General features: G+C 65.9%; 17 protein-coding genes and 1 tRNA gene. 5 read left to right on the top strand and 13 right to left on the bottom strand.

Features of this window, described 5'->3' with window-relative positions; genetic code table 11:
* Window positions 1-43: 43 nt before the first annotated feature.
* Window positions 44-289, bottom strand: a complete 246-nt coding sequence (rpmE, locus tag ACGFK1_RS11820; RefSeq protein ID WP_393428426.1) for a 50S ribosomal protein L31 — start codon at window positions 287-289, stop codon at window positions 44-46.
* A gap of 222 nt (window positions 290-511) precedes the next feature.
* Between rpmE and ACGFK1_RS11815 the strand changes: the two genes are divergently transcribed.
* Entirely contained in the window at window positions 512-1117 is a 606-nt protein-coding gene (locus ACGFK1_RS11815) for a TetR/AcrR family transcriptional regulator (protein WP_393428425.1), read from the top strand.
* A 52-nt stretch (window positions 1118-1169) separates the two neighbouring features.
* Here the strand turns inward: ACGFK1_RS11815 and rho are convergent, their stop codons facing one another.
* The 6 genes from rho to argS form a co-directional block, all read right to left on the bottom strand.
* Window positions 1170-3065 carry a transcription termination factor Rho gene (gene rho / locus ACGFK1_RS11810; RefSeq protein WP_393428424.1) on the bottom strand — a complete coding sequence of 632 codons (1896 nt, stop codon included), beginning with the start codon at window positions 3063-3065 and terminating at the stop codon, window positions 1170-1172.
* A gap of 291 nt (window positions 3066-3356) precedes the next feature.
* A complete protein-coding gene (gene thrB, locus ACGFK1_RS11805; protein WP_393428423.1) occupies window positions 3357-4298 on the bottom strand; it encodes a homoserine kinase in 942 nt (313 codons plus the stop codon).
* Between the two features lie 4 nt (window positions 4299-4302).
* The gene (gene thrC / locus ACGFK1_RS11800; protein WP_393428422.1) at window positions 4303-5385 is read right to left on the bottom strand and encodes a threonine synthase; all 1083 of its coding nucleotides are present in this window, start codon (window positions 5383-5385) and stop codon (window positions 4303-4305) included.
* Window positions 5382-6701 carry a homoserine dehydrogenase gene (locus ACGFK1_RS11795; protein ID WP_393428421.1) on the bottom strand — a complete coding sequence of 440 codons (1320 nt, stop codon included), beginning with the start codon at window positions 6699-6701 and terminating at the stop codon, window positions 5382-5384. Before ACGFK1_RS11795 ends, thrC begins: the two co-directional genes overlap by 4 nt.
* Window positions 6698-8080: a diaminopimelate decarboxylase gene (lysA, locus tag ACGFK1_RS11790; RefSeq protein WP_393428497.1), complete on the bottom strand. Its 1383-nt coding sequence runs from the start codon at window positions 8078-8080 to the stop codon at window positions 6698-6700. Before lysA ends, ACGFK1_RS11795 begins: the two co-directional genes overlap by 4 nt.
* A gap of 35 nt (window positions 8081-8115) precedes the next feature.
* Entirely contained in the window at window positions 8116-9768 is a 1653-nt protein-coding gene (gene argS / locus ACGFK1_RS11785) for an arginine--tRNA ligase (protein ID WP_393428420.1), read from the bottom strand.
* Window positions 9769-9883: 115 nt separating this feature from the next.
* Here argS and ACGFK1_RS11780 point away from each other — a divergent pair.
* The 3 genes from ACGFK1_RS11780 to ACGFK1_RS11770 all read left to right on the top strand — a co-directional run bounded on the left by ACGFK1_RS11780 (window position 9884) and on the right by ACGFK1_RS11770 (window position 10799).
* Window positions 9884-9956: transfer RNA gene (locus ACGFK1_RS11780), tRNA-Arg, on the top strand.
* 157 nt (window positions 9957-10113) lie between these two features.
* Window positions 10114-10386, top strand: a complete 273-nt coding sequence (locus ACGFK1_RS11775; protein ID WP_393428419.1) for a hypothetical protein — start codon at window positions 10114-10116, stop codon at window positions 10384-10386.
* Window positions 10386-10799: a hypothetical protein gene (locus tag ACGFK1_RS11770; protein ID WP_393428418.1), complete on the top strand. Its 414-nt coding sequence runs from the start codon at window positions 10386-10388 to the stop codon at window positions 10797-10799. The genes ACGFK1_RS11775 and ACGFK1_RS11770 overlap by 1 nt, the downstream gene beginning before the upstream one ends.
* 95 nt (window positions 10800-10894) lie before the next feature.
* On the opposite strand, the gene ACGFK1_RS11765 is transcribed toward ACGFK1_RS11770, so the two are convergent.
* From ACGFK1_RS11765 to ACGFK1_RS11750, 4 genes are all read right to left on the bottom strand, one after another.
* A complete protein-coding gene (locus ACGFK1_RS11765) occupies window positions 10895-11140 on the bottom strand; it encodes a hypothetical protein (RefSeq protein ID WP_393428417.1) in 246 nt (81 codons plus the stop codon).
* Window positions 11141-11275: 135 nt separating this feature from the next.
* On the bottom strand, window positions 11276-11614 hold the full coding sequence (locus tag ACGFK1_RS11760; RefSeq protein WP_393428416.1) for a hypothetical protein: 339 nt from the start codon (window positions 11612-11614) through the stop codon (window positions 11276-11278).
* A gap of 66 nt (window positions 11615-11680) precedes the next feature.
* Window positions 11681-11992, bottom strand: a complete 312-nt coding sequence (locus ACGFK1_RS11755; protein WP_393428415.1) for a hypothetical protein — start codon at window positions 11990-11992, stop codon at window positions 11681-11683.
* Window positions 11992-12363 (bottom strand): hypothetical protein, encoded by a 372-nt coding sequence (locus ACGFK1_RS11750; protein WP_393428414.1) that lies wholly within the window; start codon window positions 12361-12363, stop codon window positions 11992-11994. Before ACGFK1_RS11750 ends, ACGFK1_RS11755 begins: the two co-directional genes overlap by 1 nt.
* An 83-nt stretch (window positions 12364-12446) precedes the next feature.
* Between ACGFK1_RS11750 and ACGFK1_RS11745 the strand changes: the two genes are divergently transcribed.
* The gene (locus tag ACGFK1_RS11745; protein WP_393428413.1) at window positions 12447-12890 is read left to right on the top strand and encodes a hypothetical protein; all 444 of its coding nucleotides are present in this window, start codon (window positions 12447-12449) and stop codon (window positions 12888-12890) included.
* Between the two features lie 305 nt (window positions 12891-13195).
* On the opposite strand, the gene ACGFK1_RS11740 is transcribed toward ACGFK1_RS11745, so the two are convergent.
* Both ACGFK1_RS11740 and ACGFK1_RS11735 read right to left on the bottom strand, forming a co-directional pair.
* The gene (locus ACGFK1_RS11740) at window positions 13196-14038 is read right to left on the bottom strand and encodes a phage major capsid protein (RefSeq protein ID WP_393428412.1); all 843 of its coding nucleotides are present in this window, start codon (window positions 14036-14038) and stop codon (window positions 13196-13198) included.
* A gap of 174 nt (window positions 14039-14212) precedes the next feature.
* Window positions 14213-14968 (bottom strand): hypothetical protein, encoded by a 756-nt coding sequence (locus ACGFK1_RS11735; RefSeq protein ID WP_393428411.1) that lies wholly within the window; start codon window positions 14966-14968, stop codon window positions 14213-14215.
* Window positions 14969-14972 lie beyond the last annotated feature (4 nt).

Here is a 14972-nt window from a genome sequence, read left to right as displayed (position 1 = left end):
CCCGGCCTGCGCATACGCGTCAGATCGGGCGTCGGTAAGGCAGCTACTTGTCGGCTCCAGCGGCCTTGTCGGCCGAAGCGGCCTTGCGCTTGCCGTAGCGCTTCTCGAAGCGGGCCACGCGGCCACCGCTGTCGAGGATCTTCTGCTTGCCGGTGTAGAAGGGATGGCACTGCGAGCAGACCTCGACGTGAATCTGGCCGCTCTTCTTCGTGCTGCGCGTGGTGAACGTGTTGCCGCAGCCGCAGTGCACCGTGGTCTCGACGTAATCAGGGTGAACACCGGTTTTCATGGTTTCCTCTTCAATCGTGGGCCCCGGGTCGCCCCTCCTGAAATAGAGGTGTTCGGCGTGAACCGGAACCGAGGGGTCGACGGTCCATTATGCCAGCTCGACCGCCAGCAGCCTAAACGCGTGCCGGGCGGCCGATATTCCGCCGGCTTCTCGCGCCGCGGTGGGGGTTCGGCAGGACCGTGAACAGATTCGAGAACCTGTCTACCATGGCACAATGCTGAGGTGACGAGCCCTCCCGCCACCAAGAACGTCCGCGACCGGCTGATCGACGCCGCCGAAGTGTGTCTGCGCGCCAAGGGCATTCGATCAACCACGGTGTCGGAAGTGGCCGAAGTCGCCGGGGTATCGCGAGGCTGGCTGTATCGCCATTTTCCGGACAAGGTGTCACTGCTGGGCGCCGCGCTCGTCCGCCTCAACGACGCCTACTGGTCGGAAGCGCACGCCGTGTTGGAACAGGTCGAGGGCTTGGACCGGCAGATGGGCGTCGGCATCGCCCGGGCCCGCAGCGCCTACGACGATCCCGGTGCCTTGTTGATGAAGCTTCGCGTCGATGAACCGGAGGAGTTCGCGGCGTGCGCAGGCGCTGGTGTGCAGGGTTTGGTCCCCGACCTGGCTGACTTCTGGTCGCGCTACCTGATCGCTGCGCGCGACCGCGATGAAATCCACCGCGACACCGACATCGCCGAGGCGTCGGAATGGATTGCGCGCGTGATTCTTTCGCTGTCCACCGTGCCCGGTAACACGCTTGACCCCAGCGACGCCGACGCGGTTGCAGCGCATGTGCGCCGCTACGTCATGCCCGCCCTGCAGGCCGACCCGACGGAGTGATTCCTGCGCGTTTTGGAGCGCTCAGCGCAACAAAACGCACACAAATCGCAAGTTAGTCGGCGTCCATCGCGCTCGGCGCGGTCTTGGAGACCTGCACCAGGAATTCGTAGTTGTTCTTGGTCTTGCGCAGCTGGCTCATCAGCAAGTCGATGGCCTGATGCGGGTCGAGACCCGACAGCACGCGACGCAGCTTGTGCACGATCGCGAACTCATCCGGGCTGAGCAGTAGCTCGTCCTTGCGGGTGCCCGACGGGTTGACGTCGACGGCCGGGAACACCCGGCGCTCGGAGATCTTGCGGTCGAGCTTGAGCTCGGCGTTGCCGGTGCCCTTGAACTCCTCGAAGATCACCGTGTCACCGGTCGAACCGGTCTCCACCATCGCGGTGGCGATGATCGTCAGCGAGCCGCCCTCTTCGATGTTGCGGGCAGCACCGAGGAACCGCTTCGGCGGGTACAGCGCGGTCGAGTCGACACCACCGGACAGGATCCGGCCCGACGCCGGCGACGCGTTGTTGTACGCCCGGCCGAGGCGGGTGATCGAGTCGAGCAGCACCACGACGTCCTTGCCCTGCTCCACCAGCCGCTTGGCCCGCTCGATCGCGAGCTCGGCGGCCTGGGTGTGGTCCGACGGCGGACGGTCGAAGGTCGAGGCGATGACCTCACCCTTCACCGAGCGCTGCATGTCGGTGACCTCTTCCGGACGCTCGTCGACGAGCACCACCATGAGGTGGCATTCCGGGTTGTTCCTGGTGATCGCGTTCGCGATGTCCTGAAGAATCGTGGTCTTACCGGCCTTCGGCGGGGACACGATCAACGCACGCTGGCCCTTGCCGACCGGCATGATCAGGTCGATCACGCGGGTGGTCAGCTTCTCGGTGGTGGTCTCCAGCCGCAGCCGCTCGTTGGGATACAGCGGGGTCAGCTTGGTGAAGTCGGGCCGCTTCTTGGCTTCTTCGACCGGCTTGCCGTTGACGGTGTCGAGCCGGACCAGCGGATTGAACTTCTGCCGCTGGTTGGGCTGCTCGCCGTCCTTGGGCACCCGCACCGCACCGGTCACCGCATCGCCGCGGCGCAGGCCGTTCTTGCGCACCATGTTCATCGACACGTAGACGTCGTTGGGGCCGGCAAGGTAGCCGGAGGTCCGGACGAACGCGTAGTTGTCGAGCACGTCGAGAATGCCAGCGACGGGCTGCACCACGTCGTCCTCACGCAGTTCGGTGTCGCGGTCGCCACCGCCGCCGCCTTCGCCGCCACGCTCGCGGCGCCTGCGGTCACGGAACCGACGGCCGCGACGGCCGCCACGGCCCTCGCCGTCGTCGTCGGCGTTGGCGCCGCGGTTCTGGCCGCCCTGGTCGCCTTGCTGGTCGCCGTCGGACTTGTCGGCCTTGTCGGGCTTGGTGTCCTGCTTCTGCGCCCGCTCGCCTTCGGTGTCGGGCTTGGCCTGCTGCTGCTGCGCGGACTCCTGCTTGTTCTCGTCCTTCTTCTTGTCGTCCTTGTCGTCCTGGCCGGTAGGCGCACCGGCACCGCGCGCCGCGCCGCGCCGCTCGCGACGTGGCGGCGCCTGCTCTTCGGCGGGTTGCTCGCCGGTGCCCTTCTCGGGCGCGGCCTTCGGGGCGGCCTCGGCGGCTTGCGATCCGCCGTTCGCGTTGGCGCGGCGTTCGCGGATGGCGGCGACAAGCTCGCCCTTCCGCATGCCAGATGCCCCCTCGACGCCGATCTGCCTGGCCAGAGCGCGCAGTTCCGGCAGCACCATGCTCGACAGCGACGCCCCGCGGTCACCCGACGCGACGTCGGCGGTCGGGGCGGTCTCGGCCGCCGACGTGCCGTTGGTCTTGCCCGACCCCGAGTCGTCCTGGGTCGATGCGATGTCTGAAGTCACGGTTTTGGTTTCCGGCAACGCGGTGTTTTCGCTGCTGCCACCAGCCGTGATGAGGTCCGTTTCAGTCACGGATTTCCTTTCTGATCCCCCGCTCGTCAAGCCGACGCGGGGGTCCGGGGCATTCAGCTGATGCGCTGAATGCGGAGGTCCCACCATTGCCTCTGCAACGGCGATCGCCGGGATTCGCCGGTATGTGGCGAACCGTCAGTCCACAAGATTGAGCACCTAAAGGGGAAGTGGTCGTCCTAGTGTCGGCGCAGGCAGAGACGCTGCGATTGCTGGACAGCTGCGAGGATAACCCGCATTGGAGCTGGAAGCAAGAAACACGCTGATTCGGGTGTGACTCATGTGAACCGCAACTTAGCTCCGAACGGCCACGCCAGACGTCCATCGAACGCCCTCGCCCACGGCCATCTTGCTGACGCTGAACCCGTTGGCGGCACCATACTCGAGGGCTGCTGCCGGCAACTCCGGTTGCAAACTCAACGCGATAACCGCAGGACCAGCCCCAGACAACACCGCCGCAACCCCACAACGCCGGAGAATCCGCAGGTATTCCGCGGAGGCAGGCATCGCGGCGGCCCGCTGCGGCTGATGCAGGACGTCCTCGGTCGCCTCCATCAGCAGATCCGGCCGCTCGGTCAGTGCGAGCACGAGCAGCGCCGCACGGCTGAGGTTGAACCTGGCATCGGTGTGGCTGACGTGATCGGGAAGCAGCACGCGAGTCTCCGCCGTCGACGAGCGCACCTGCGGAATCGCCGGGAACAGGTGGATGTCGGGGTGCAGGCGTAGTGGCGCCGCCGCATACCTGGGCAGCACACCTTCGTGTTCGGTCCATGACACCACCGCGCCGCCAAGGACCGCAGCCGACGCGTTGTCGGGATGGCCCTCGAACTCCGATGACAGCTGAATCAGCTCCACCTCCGTGAGCGGCGGCGAACCAGCTTGTGCCACAAGGCCGTTGACAACGGCCAGGCCGCCGACCACGGCTGCCGCCGATGAACCCAGCCCGCGAGAGTGTGGAACTTCATTGCGGCAGCGAACCTTCAGGCCTTTGACCGTGACGCCTGTGGCTTGCAGTCCGTGTTCGATGGCCCGCACCACGAGGTGACTGGAATCGAGCGGCACCTGGCCGGCGCCCTCGCCTTCGACCTCGACTTCCAGACCGGAATCCGTTGTCTGCACCACGATTTCGTCATAAAGGCTCAGAGCCAAGCCGAGGCTGTCGAAGCCGGGGCCGAGATTGGCGCTCGAGGCCGCGACGACGGCGGTGGCCGTCAGCCCGGACGGCAGCGTATTCACGTCCTCAGACCAAACCCAGCTTCTCGACGACGGCGGTCGGGTCGACGGGCACAGGGGTGACGGCGGGCATGCCTTTGAGCGCAGTATCGGGGTCCTTCAGGCCGTTGCCGGTCACCGTGCACACCACCGTCGACCCCTTGGCGACGAACCCGTCTTCGATCGACTTCAGCAGGCCGGCGATGCTGGCGGCCGACGCGGGCTCGACGAATACGCCTTCGGCGCGCGCCACCAGGTGGTAGGCCGCCAAGATCTCCTCGTCGGTGGCCGCGAGGAAACGGCCGTTGGACTGTTGTTGCGCCTCGACCGCGGTCGCCCACGAGGCGGGTGACCCGATCCGAATCGCGGTGGCGATGGTTTCCGGATTGCTCACCGGCTCCCCCAGCACCAGCGGCGCCGCACCCGCGGCCTGCGTGCCCAGCATGCGTGGCAGCCGATCCGATACGCCGTCGCGGTGATACTCCGAATAGCCCTTCCAGTACGCGGTGATGTTGCCCGCGTTGCCCACCGGCAGCGAATGCACATCTGGTGCGGTACCGAGCGCATCGACGATCTCGAACGCGGCGGTCTTCTGTCCCTCGATCCGGAATGGGTTGACGGAGTTCACCAGTGAGACCGTCGGATAGTCGTTGGTCAGCTTGCGCGCGAGTTCGAGGCAGTCGTCGAAATTGCCGTCGACCTGAATGATCTTTGCGCCGTGCATGACCGCCTGGGCGAGCTTGCCCATCGCGATCTTGCCTTGCGGAATCAGCACTGCGCAGGTGATGCCCGCCCGCGCCGCGTAAGCCGCAGCCGACGCCGAGGTGTTGCCGGTCGACGCGCACAGCACTGCCTTCTGGCCACGCGCCACCGCCTCGGTGACCGCCATGGTCATGCCGCGATCCTTGAACGAACCTGTCGGGTTGAGCCCCTCGACCTTCAAATGCACTGTGCAGCCGGTGTATTCAGACAGCCGCCGTGCGGGCACCAGCGGGGTGCCGCCCTCGAGCAGCGTGATGGCGGTCCAGTGGTCCTCGACAGGCAGTCGGTTGCGATAGGCGGCGATCAGCCCAGGCCAGGGCTGGTGCACCGCAGTCCCGGGGGCGGTCATTCGGTGGTTCCTTCCATGCGAAGCACGCTGTTGACGCTCTGCACCACATCGAGATCGGCAAGCGCGGCAACGGTTTCCGACAGAGCGGCGTCGGTGGCCTGGTGGGTGACGACGACGATGCGGGCGCCGCAGCGCTGGCCGCCCTCGTCGACCATGCCTTCCTGGCGGACCTCGGCGATGCTGACCTCGCGCTTGCCGAATTCGGCCGCGACAGAGGACAACACGCCAGGCCGGTCGGCGACGTTCATGTTCACGTAGTAGCGGGTCGGGATGAAGCCGATAGGCGAGATCGGCAACTTGGCGTACTTGGATTCACGTGGTCCGCGGCCACCTTGGACCCGGTTGCGGGCGGCCATCACCACGTCGCCCATCACCGCGGACGCGGTCGGTGCGCCGCCTGCGCCCTGGCCGTAGAACATCAGCCTCCCGGCCGCCTCGGCCTCCACCACCACGGCGTTGAATGCGCCGTTGACCGACGCCAACGGGTGGTCGAGCGGGACCAGCGCGGGATAGACTCGAGCCGAAACACGCTGCTGCCCATCGTCGTTGGTGAGCCGCTCGCAGATGGCCAGCAGCTTGATGGTGCAACCCAGTGCGCGCGCGGACGCGAAATCGGCGGCAGTCACCTTGGTGATGCCCTCGCGATAGACGTCGTCGGCGGTCACCCGGGTGTGGAATGCGATGGAGGCGAGGATCGCGGCCTTGGCGGCGGCGTCGTATCCCTCGACGTCGGCGGTCGGGTCGGCCTCGGCATAGCCGAGCGCGCTGGCATCGGCGAGCGCGCTGTCGTAATCCGCGCCGGTGCTGTCCATCTCGGACAGGATGTAATTGGTGGTGCCGTTGACGATGCCTGCGACCCGCACCACCGTGTCACCCGCCAGCGACTGCGTGAGCGGGCGGATGACGGGGATGGCACCGGCGACGGCGGCCTCGAAGTACAGGTCGACGTGAGCGTGCTCGGCCGCCTGCGCCAATTCGCCTGTGGAGACTGCCATCAGGGCCTTGTTGGCGGTGACGACGGACTTCTTCTGCTCGAGGGCCGTGAGGATGGCCTTACGGGCGGGCTCGACCGGTCCCATCAGCTCGACGACGACGTCGACGTCGTCGCGAGACACCAGTTCCTCGATGTTGTCGGTCAGCAGGCCCACCGGCACGCCGCGGTCGTCGGCGACCCGGCGCACCCCGATACCACGCAATTCCAGCGGCGCGCCGATGCGGGCCGCCAGGTCGCTCGCACTCTCGTCGATGATGCGGACCACTTCGCTGCCGACGTTGCCGAGTCCCAATACGGCTATGCCGATGGGCTTTTCACTCATTTCGTTACCTCCAGACTGAGCAGATCGTCGACCGTCTCCCGGCGCAGAATCAGGCGGGCTTTCCCGTTGCGCACGGCCACCACGGCGGGGCGGCCGATCAGGTTGTAGCGGCTCGACATCGAATAGCAGTAGGCGCCAGTAGCGGCCACCCCCAGCAGGTCGCCTGGTGCGACGTCGTCGGGTAGCCACGCGTCTTTCACGACGATGTCGCCGCTCTCGCAATGCTTCCCGACAACCCGAGACAGCATGGCGGGCATCTCGGTGGTGCGCGACAGCAGTCGAACGTCGTATTCGGCGCCGTACAGCGACGTGCGGATGTTGTCGCTCATGCCACCGTCGACGCTGACGTAGCGGCGGTGTGCGGTGGGGCTGACCGCGACGTCCTTGACGGTGCCGACCTGATACAGCGTGATGGTGCCGGGCCCCGCGATGGCGCGGCCCGGTTCGACCACGAGGCGGGGCGCGGGCAGGCCGACCGCGGCGGATTCGTTGTGCACGATGGCGCCGAGTTTGGCGGCGAGGTCCTGCACCGGCGGCGGATCGTCCTGAGCCAGATAGGAAATGCCGAGGCCGCCGCCGAGGTCGACCGTCTCGAGTTGGCTGGTCTTGTCGATACCGAACTCCGCGACGATGTCGCGCAGCAGGCCGATCACCCGGTGGGCGGCCAACTCGAACCCGTCGACGTCGAAGATCTGCGACCCGATATGGCTGTGCAGGCCGACGAGGCGAAGGTTGTCCGTCGCGAACACCCGGCGCACCGCCTCCATGGCCGCACCGCTGGCCAGCGACAGCCCGAACTTCTGGTCCTCGTGTGCGGTGGAGATGAATTCGTGGGTGTGCGCTTCGACGCCGACGGTGACCCGGACGAGCACGTCCTGGACGACGCCCGCGGCACCGGCGATCTCGTCGAGGCGTTCGATTTCGATCATCGAATCCACGACGATGTGGCCGATGCCGGCCTTGACGGCATTCGTCAGCTCGTCGATGGATTTGTTGTTGCCGTGGAATGCGATTCGGTCGGGCGGGAACTCAGCGTGCAACGCGACCGCCAGTTCGCCGCCACTGGCGACGTCGAGGGAAAGGCCCTCCTCGTTGACCCAGCGCGCCACCTCGGTGCACAGGAACGCCTTGGCGGCGTAGCGCACGTTGTCGCCGCCGCCGAACGCTGCGGCGATTTCGCGGCACCGCGAGCGGAAGTCGTCTTCGTCGATCACGAAGACGGGCGTGCCGAACTCGGCGGCAATGTCGGTGACGGGCACGCCCGCGATCGACACGACACCGTCATCGGCGCGAGCCGTGCTGCGGGGCCAGACATTCGGCGCGAGCTTGAGCACATCGGCCGCCGACTGCGGCCGTGGCGGGGCACCGGCGTGGTGGATCTCTTCAGCGTGCCGGGGACCGGCGGGATGAGCGATCACATGCGCTCCGGTGCGCTGACGCCGAGGATGCCGAGGCCGTTGGCGATGACCTGGCGCGTGGCCTGGCACAACGCAAGGCGCGCGGCGTGCAGATCGTTGGGCGCCTCGTCGCCCTGCGGCAGCACCCGGCAGGAGTCGTAGAACCGATGGTAGTCACCAGCGAGGTCCTCGAGATAGCGCGAGACGCGGTGCGGTTCACGAAGGGCCGCAGCAGTTTTCAGCACGCGCGGGAACTCGCCGAGGTTGCGGATCAGCGTGCCCTCCTTATCGTGCGTGAGGAGGGCGAGGTGCGCGGTGCTGGGACTCAGACCCAACTCGGCGGCGTTGCGGGCCAGCGCGGATAGTCGGGCGTGCGCGTACTGCACGTAGTAGACCGGGTTTTCGTTCGAGGCCGACGACCACAGCGCCAGATCGATGTCGATCGGACTGTCGACCGACGACCGGATCAGCGAATACCGCGCGGCGTCGACACCGATCGCCTCGACGAGATCGTCGAGGGTGATGACCGTGCCCGCCCGCTTGCTCATCCGAACCGGTTGGCCCTCGCGGACCAGGTTGACCATCTGCCCGATGAGCACCTCGACGGTGGCGGGGTTCTCACCGAGCGACGCGGCGACGGCCTTGAGGCGGGCGATGTAGCCGTGGTGGTCGGCGCCGAGCATGTAGATACACAGGTCGAATCCGCGTTCGCGCTTGTCGAGGTAGTAGGCGATGTCGGCGGCCACGTAGGCGGGGTTGCCGTCGCTCTTGATCACGACGCGGTCTTTGTCGTCGCCAAAGTCGGTGGTGCGCAGCCAGACCGCGCCGTCCTTCTCATAGATGCTGCCCGCGTCGCGGAGCTTGGCGATGGCTTGATCGACGCGTCCCGAGGTGTGCATCGAGTCTTCGTGGGTGTAGACGTCGAAGTCGGTGCCGAAGTCGTGCAGCGATTGTTTGATGTGGGTGAACATCAGGTCGACGCCGATGGACCGGAACGTCTCCCGCATCTCGTCGTCGGGCAGGCTCAGCGCATCGGGTTCCTTGGCGAGCACCTGGGTGGCGATCTCCTTGATGTAGTCGCCCGCATAGCCGTCGTCGGGGGTTGGTTCGCCCCTGGCCGCGGCGACCAGCGAGTTGGAGAACCGGTCGATCTGTGCGCCGTGGTCGTTGAAGTAGTACTCCCGTACCACCTGGGCGCCCTGCGTGGCGAGCAGGCGGCCAAGCGCGTCGCCGACCGCGGCCCAGCGGGTGCCGCCGATGTGGATGGGCCCGGTCGGGTTGGCGGAGACGAATTCCAGGTTGATGTGCTCGCCGGCGAGCGCGTCTGAGCGGCCGTAGTCCGCGCCGGCGTCGATGACGTTCGCGACGATCACGTTCTGGGCGGACGCGTCCAGGCGCAGGTTGACGAAGCCGGGGCCCGCGACATCGGCGGCGGCGATGCCGTCTCGCGCGGCGAGCGCGGCGGCCAGCCATCCGGCCAGCTCACGGGGGTTGGCGCCGACCTTCTTGCCCAGCTGAAGGGCGATATTGGTGGCGTAATCGCCGTGTTCGGGATTGCGCGGGCGCTCGACGGTGACGACGGCCGGCAGTGCTGAGGTGTCGAGGCCGTGCTCGGCCAGCACCGCGGCGGCGGTGGCCTTGAGCAGTTCGGCAAGGTCGGCGGGGGTCACGAGGGTCCATCCTATGGTCTGAGGTGGTCAGCGCCCGAATCCGTTTCCGCCGCCGGCATGCGTTAGGCTGTCCCCTGCTTGTCAATGCCCACTGGCGCATGGCCCGTCTGTATGCGCCCCCGTAGCTCAGGGGATAGAGCGTCTGCCTCCGGAGCAGAAGGCCGCAGGTTCGAATCCTGCCGGGGGCACCCATTAACCAGCGGTTATGTTGGGCCGTGCGAGATTCGTGCAACTTCGACAGCAGGTCAAGGTTCTCGATGCGGTGGCGCAACGCCGCATTTGATGTCGGTCCTGCGAGGTTTCATAGCCTTATGCTGAATCATCGTGGGCACGGAGGGTAAGGCCATGCCAAGCGTCGACACGCTGAAATTCGAGGTAGACGGACGTCTACGTGACATCGAGAGCCATACGGGGAAAACGCACCTGAGTATCCGCTGGGAGCCGATGTCAAGGATCGCCCGTGTGGGCGCGTGCATCCAGAACTACACGTGGGACACCCGTATGGAGGTACTTGAGCGTCTCGTGAAATTCCAACTCGACCACGCGGATGATTTTGCCGTCGAGTTCGACATCATCCCGCTCGACGCTGTTCGGGATGAAGACTTCGCCGAAGCCTAATGGGCGTACGCAAATGGCATCTCAAGCGCGCTGAGCACCACAAGAAAGCTTGCGACTATCTGCTGAACCACTTCGACGATTGGGCGATGGTTGCCCTGTTCTATTCGGCGCTGCACTACGTGCATTCATCGTTGGCCGATGAGCCCGACCTGGCGAAGGATGAGCGCCACCCGCGCAAGCACACAAGTTTCGAACCCACGGCGCGAGGCACCACGCAGATGGTCAACGCGATGTATCCCTCAATTGCTGTGCCATATGGCAGCCTGTTCGAACTGTCACACCGAACCCGTTACGACATAGCGCAATTGGGCACGATGGCAGTGCCAGGGGCGCTGAAGCAGTGGGAAACGATCAAGCGATTCTGCGAATCACTCAACGACAGTCGCCCGTGGATACCAAGTCAGGCGCAATAGCCGCAGCGGGCGGTAACACTTCATCGTGGCGTGGGAGATGACGTGATCGAACTGCACACGTTCGAGGTCCACGCTGACGTCTTCTAGAGCGGCTGTTATCGGGTCGCTTTTTCGCCATCGATTTCGGCCATGATTTCGTCGGCCTGAGCCTCGGTGATCGGGTAGTAATCGCCGCTGAACAGCGCGACCACAGCGAGGTTGTAAATTGGCGACGGTTCCCAACCGCCCTTGGCGGCGCCGTAGTACCGATGCGACGGCTGTTCGGTCAGCCACGGCCCCGTGACGTTGTCCGGCGCGACAATCCGGATCAGGTCAAGGCCGCCGTCGGTGTAGTACTGCATGGGCTGAACCTCCAATTGTCGGGTTCGAAAGCCGTTGCGGGGATCGCCGCAGGAGTCGTCGCCGGCGTGCTCACCTGCACTTTGATTCTATCGCACGGGGCCGACGATATTTGCAGGCGGCCAGGCTGCCGCCGGTCAGCGCGGCGGGTTCCATCTGGCCCAACGAACCTCGTCCACCTCGTCGTCGCTCATCCGTGTCACGGTGGCGTGGGCGTTAATGATCGCCGCGGGCACGCACCATTCGCGGTAGGGCTTGTGTTCCTCGATCACCTCGAAATCAGAAGTGTCCACGCCGTCGCCGAATTCGACCCGTAGCACCTGGTCACCGGTTGCGCCCTCGTTGCTGTCCATGGGCGAGTCGCCCAGCCACACGCCGGTGAGTTCGGAGTTGGCGAATCCGTAGGACCCGGCGGCGTCACGGAATCCATCGCGGATGATGTCGTCGGCGGCGTCGGTGGTGTGGTAGCAGATCACCTTGCCACCGTAATCGAAAACGCCTGTGGCGCAGAATGTCCGACGATCGGACAGCTTGGACTTGCGCTACAGCCCGTTTTCCGCCAGCCACGCCGAACCGTCGTCGTCGTGGAACGACACCGCAACGGCAGCGGTCACGATCGCCCGTCGCCACCAGTGCGTCGGGTCGCCTTCGCGGACCGACGGCGGCAAGTCACCGGCTCTCATTTCGGCGGGCGCCCCGGTGCGAAACGCGGCCAGCCGATCGGCGTTGCCGACGTAGACCCGGCCGCTGGCCTCCGTCACCAGGCCACCGTTGCGGGCGGCTAGTTCCTCGCGTTCGCCCAGCGTCGCGTAGAGGCCGCTGTAACCGTGCGTGGGCGCGGCGTCGCGGGCCATTAGGCGCGGCCTCGCATCGGTCGTTGCTGCCAACGGGTTTGGGCCGCCCGGACGTGCCGCGGCGATCGGGCGGCGCCCAGGCCCAGGGTCACCCGGGCGACAAGGTCCACGGCGGCCTTTTCCGACAGCCGGATTTCAGCGGCCAGTTTCACCAACACCGACGGCCGCGGTTCGGGTCGGCGGGCCAGTTCGGCGCGGTAGAGGCCGGTCATTTCCTCGGCGCGATCGGCCGCCGCGGCGGCCCGGGTGATGACGTGGCGTTCAGCCTCGTCGAATTCCAGTGAGCGGCCTAGTTCCTCGCCAGCGTGGGCCAGCGCGGCGTCGAGGTCGGCGCGCAGCCGGGCTCCGGCCGAGGGAAGCTTCACTGCCATGGATTTCAGCGTATTCCCCTTCGCAAGCAGAAATCCGCCCGTTAATGTGTGGCGGCACTCATGAAAACGGGAGGAACAAAAGCATGATGAAGGTCGCACTATCGGCGGCCGCGCTGGCAGCGGCGCTGGCGGGCTGCGCCGGGACGACGACGACCACCTCGACAATTACACGGACGGTAACGGTGACTGCGCCAGTCTCGGCAACCGCAACGGCCAGGGCCACTGCCGAACCGTCGACCGTGGCCGCTGTTCCGGCCCCGGCAGCGTCCTATGGGCCCACACACGCTTACGCCGTCGGCACACCGCAGGGCGGCCTGGACGAATCCATCCCGCCAGGACGCTACCGAGCCTCGACGGTGGCCGACTCCGGTGGCTACGTCTTTCACTGCGCCAGCGTCGTTTGCACTCAGAGCGGCGATCACACCGACTCGGACAGCATCAGCCAGGGGGCCCCGGTGATCGTGGAAATCCCGTCAAGCGACGTGGCGATCTACCTCTGGGACGTGACACTGGTTCCCGTGTCTTGAGGCCCGAAGCCGTGACCTGAAAGTTTCGGGTGCATGGCAGCGTGGCAGGCACGCTATGCAGCCCGGCGCCGCGTCGGCCGGGCCCGGGGCCCACCCCCCAGGGGCGGCGCTGCGTTGCCGCGATTTGGCCGCCGATTTCACAACCGATTTCGAAATTGATTTTGGGTCGCCCGTCGCCCCGGCGGCATCGAACCGGGGCGACGGGCCAGAGCAGACGATGGCGAAACCTGCAACGCACTTGGCCTGAACTTGTCGTGTCGGGTTTCCTTGATTTCCAGAACAAGGTCGCCATCGCCTGCCCGCTCTTAGCTGCCGCCGACGGTGATCTTGACGATGGCGGCCTCATGTGGGAACGCGAAACCCCATCGGGTCACGCATCGCACGCCGAGACGGTCGCTAGAGAAGTAGGCAGAGCGGTCTGTGACGACGCTGACCGGGAGCCGCAGCACCGCAAAGACTTTCGCCTCCGGAATGCCCCAAATGGTGCCCTCTGGCACGGCTGGCGACCATTGCAGCGGGACGCCTTGGGCGGATCGCTTGGTCGGGCTTGATGGGTCGATACCTAACAGCGGCTGTTGCCAGTCGGTGGCGACCTTGACCGTCGCCAGCGTGAACAGATCGGCCGGGTTCATCACGAAATTGGTCAGTGTCGCGCCGACCTGTTCGGCCAGACTGATCGCCTCGGCGAACGCGTCGAGGTTATCCAGCGCCGAGCCGGCGCTGACGTGCTGCACATCGGTCAGGCTTTCCAGCCCGTTCGGGCCGTTAGGAGTGGTATTGCCGAAGAACGCGGCGTCAAGCCTGACTTGCAGATCACGGACCAGGCCCTGGCCGACGACATCAAGGGCAGACGGGTCGCTGTCGTCAGCCAGCTCATTCGATATGACGGTGAGGCCTTTGAGCGCCGAGGGAACGCAGTTGATTTCGTCCAAATCTGCGTCGCTGACGTTGATTTCGGCGCCTTCTTGGGTCCACGCCGTGGTGGGGTCGGTTTTGACGATGGGGAACCTCGTTGAATGCGAGGTGGTGGGGAGAACGGATGCGACTTTGGTCGCGATGGATTCGCGGATCAGCGGCAAGATGACAAGGTCTTCGACCTGTTCCGGTCGCAGAATCACCGCACCATCGCCGCTGGTAAGCAGCGTCATGGGGTGAAAAGCCTTTCAGGAGAGCACGATTCATGGACGCCAGTCGGTCCTGCCGACGGGTTTCGCCCTCCTGGGGCATCGGTTCACCGGTCAACGCCGGGGCGGCGTTGGGTGGTAAACCTCGGTGGCGCGGTCCTGGGCTCCTGGCCTGGTGTCCGCACCGGTCATCGCAGCTTACTCCGTCAGCTTCCCCAGTGCCTCAGCCCAGCTACTTGGCACCACGTCGATTTGGCGCGATGTGGAACCGCTGCCCAGGGCGTCGCCGTAGTACCGGAATTCCCGTGGCGGTTTCTGCCAGTGCTGCGGAATTTTGTCGGCGATTACGTGGGCCAGCTTGCGCAGGTCTGGCGCCGTGCCGTCGTCGGTGGTCACGTCGGAAAGATCGGCGACCCGCCACAGATCCCCCGCCGCGTGCAGGCTCTTGGCGGCCTCGCGTTCCACATCTGCGCGCAGGTGCGCCTCCACAATGTCGGTCAGCCGGCCGTTCTCGCGACCGGCGGCCTGTAGCCGGGCCTCGGATTCCTGTAAACGCAGCCGCTTTCGGGCATCCTGGCGCCGCAACTTTGCCACGTATTCGGCTAGGTCAGGGTCGGCGATCGATGGCGCTGGGCCGTCGTCGCCCTGGTCGTCGCCGGCGTCCTGACCCTGGTCGCCGCTGTCGCTCATGACCTGTTCGACGACGCTGACGAACGCGTCATAATCGTCTTGTGTTGGCGCGTGGGCGCCGTCGGATGTGTCGGTATCGTTGCCGTAATCGCCGTTGAAATCGAAGCTCAAATCGTCGGTGAAATCGTCGTCGCCGCTTGGATAGACGTCCAGATCGTCGTCAAGGTCGACAAGCTCATCCCCGACAAGCTCATCCGTCGGCACGCGCAGTTCGGTTGCATGGTCGGTCTCAGTGCCCGTGTCGGGCGGTTCTGGCGTGGTCATGGTT

Source organism: Mycobacterium sp. NPDC048908, assembly GCF_043197955.1.
Taxonomy (GTDB): domain Bacteria; phylum Actinomycetota; class Actinomycetes; order Mycobacteriales; family Mycobacteriaceae; genus Mycobacterium.
The sequence above is the reverse complement of the archived record's forward strand: the minus strand, read 5'-3'. Positions and strand labels throughout refer to the sequence as shown.

Coding starts and splice junctions, on each gene's coding strand:
- ACGFK1_RS11750 (WP_393428414.1), bottom strand. CDS start 12,363: ATGGCAGTGAAGCTTCCCTCGGCCGGAGCCCGGCTGCGCGCCGACCTC.
- ACGFK1_RS11740 (WP_393428412.1), bottom strand. CDS start 14,038: ATGACGCTGCTTACCAGCGGCGATGGTGCGGTGATTCTGCGACCGGAA.
- ACGFK1_RS11775 (WP_393428419.1), top strand. CDS start 10,114: ATGCCAAGCGTCGACACGCTGAAATTCGAGGTAGACGGACGTCTACGT.
- ACGFK1_RS11765 (WP_393428417.1), bottom strand. CDS start 11,140: ATGCAGTACTACACCGACGGCGGCCTTGACCTGATCCGGATTGTCGCG.
- ACGFK1_RS11795 (WP_393428421.1), bottom strand. CDS start 6,701: ATGAGTGAAAAGCCCATCGGCATAGCCGTATTGGGACTCGGCAACGTC.
- ACGFK1_RS11755 (WP_393428415.1), bottom strand. CDS start 11,992: ATGGCCCGCGACGCCGCGCCCACGCACGGTTACAGCGGCCTCTACGCG.
- rpmE (WP_393428426.1), bottom strand. CDS start 289: ATGAAAACCGGTGTTCACCCTGATTACGTCGAGACCACGGTGCACTGC.
- ACGFK1_RS11770 (WP_393428418.1), top strand. CDS start 10,386: ATGGGCGTACGCAAATGGCATCTCAAGCGCGCTGAGCACCACAAGAAA.
- ACGFK1_RS11745 (WP_393428413.1), top strand. CDS start 12,447: ATGATGAAGGTCGCACTATCGGCGGCCGCGCTGGCAGCGGCGCTGGCG.
- ACGFK1_RS11735 (WP_393428411.1), bottom strand. CDS start 14,968: ATGACCACGCCAGAACCGCCCGACACGGGCACTGAGACCGACCATGCA.
- thrC (WP_393428422.1), bottom strand. CDS start 5,385: ATGACCGCCCCCGGGACTGCGGTGCACCAGCCCTGGCCTGGGCTGATC.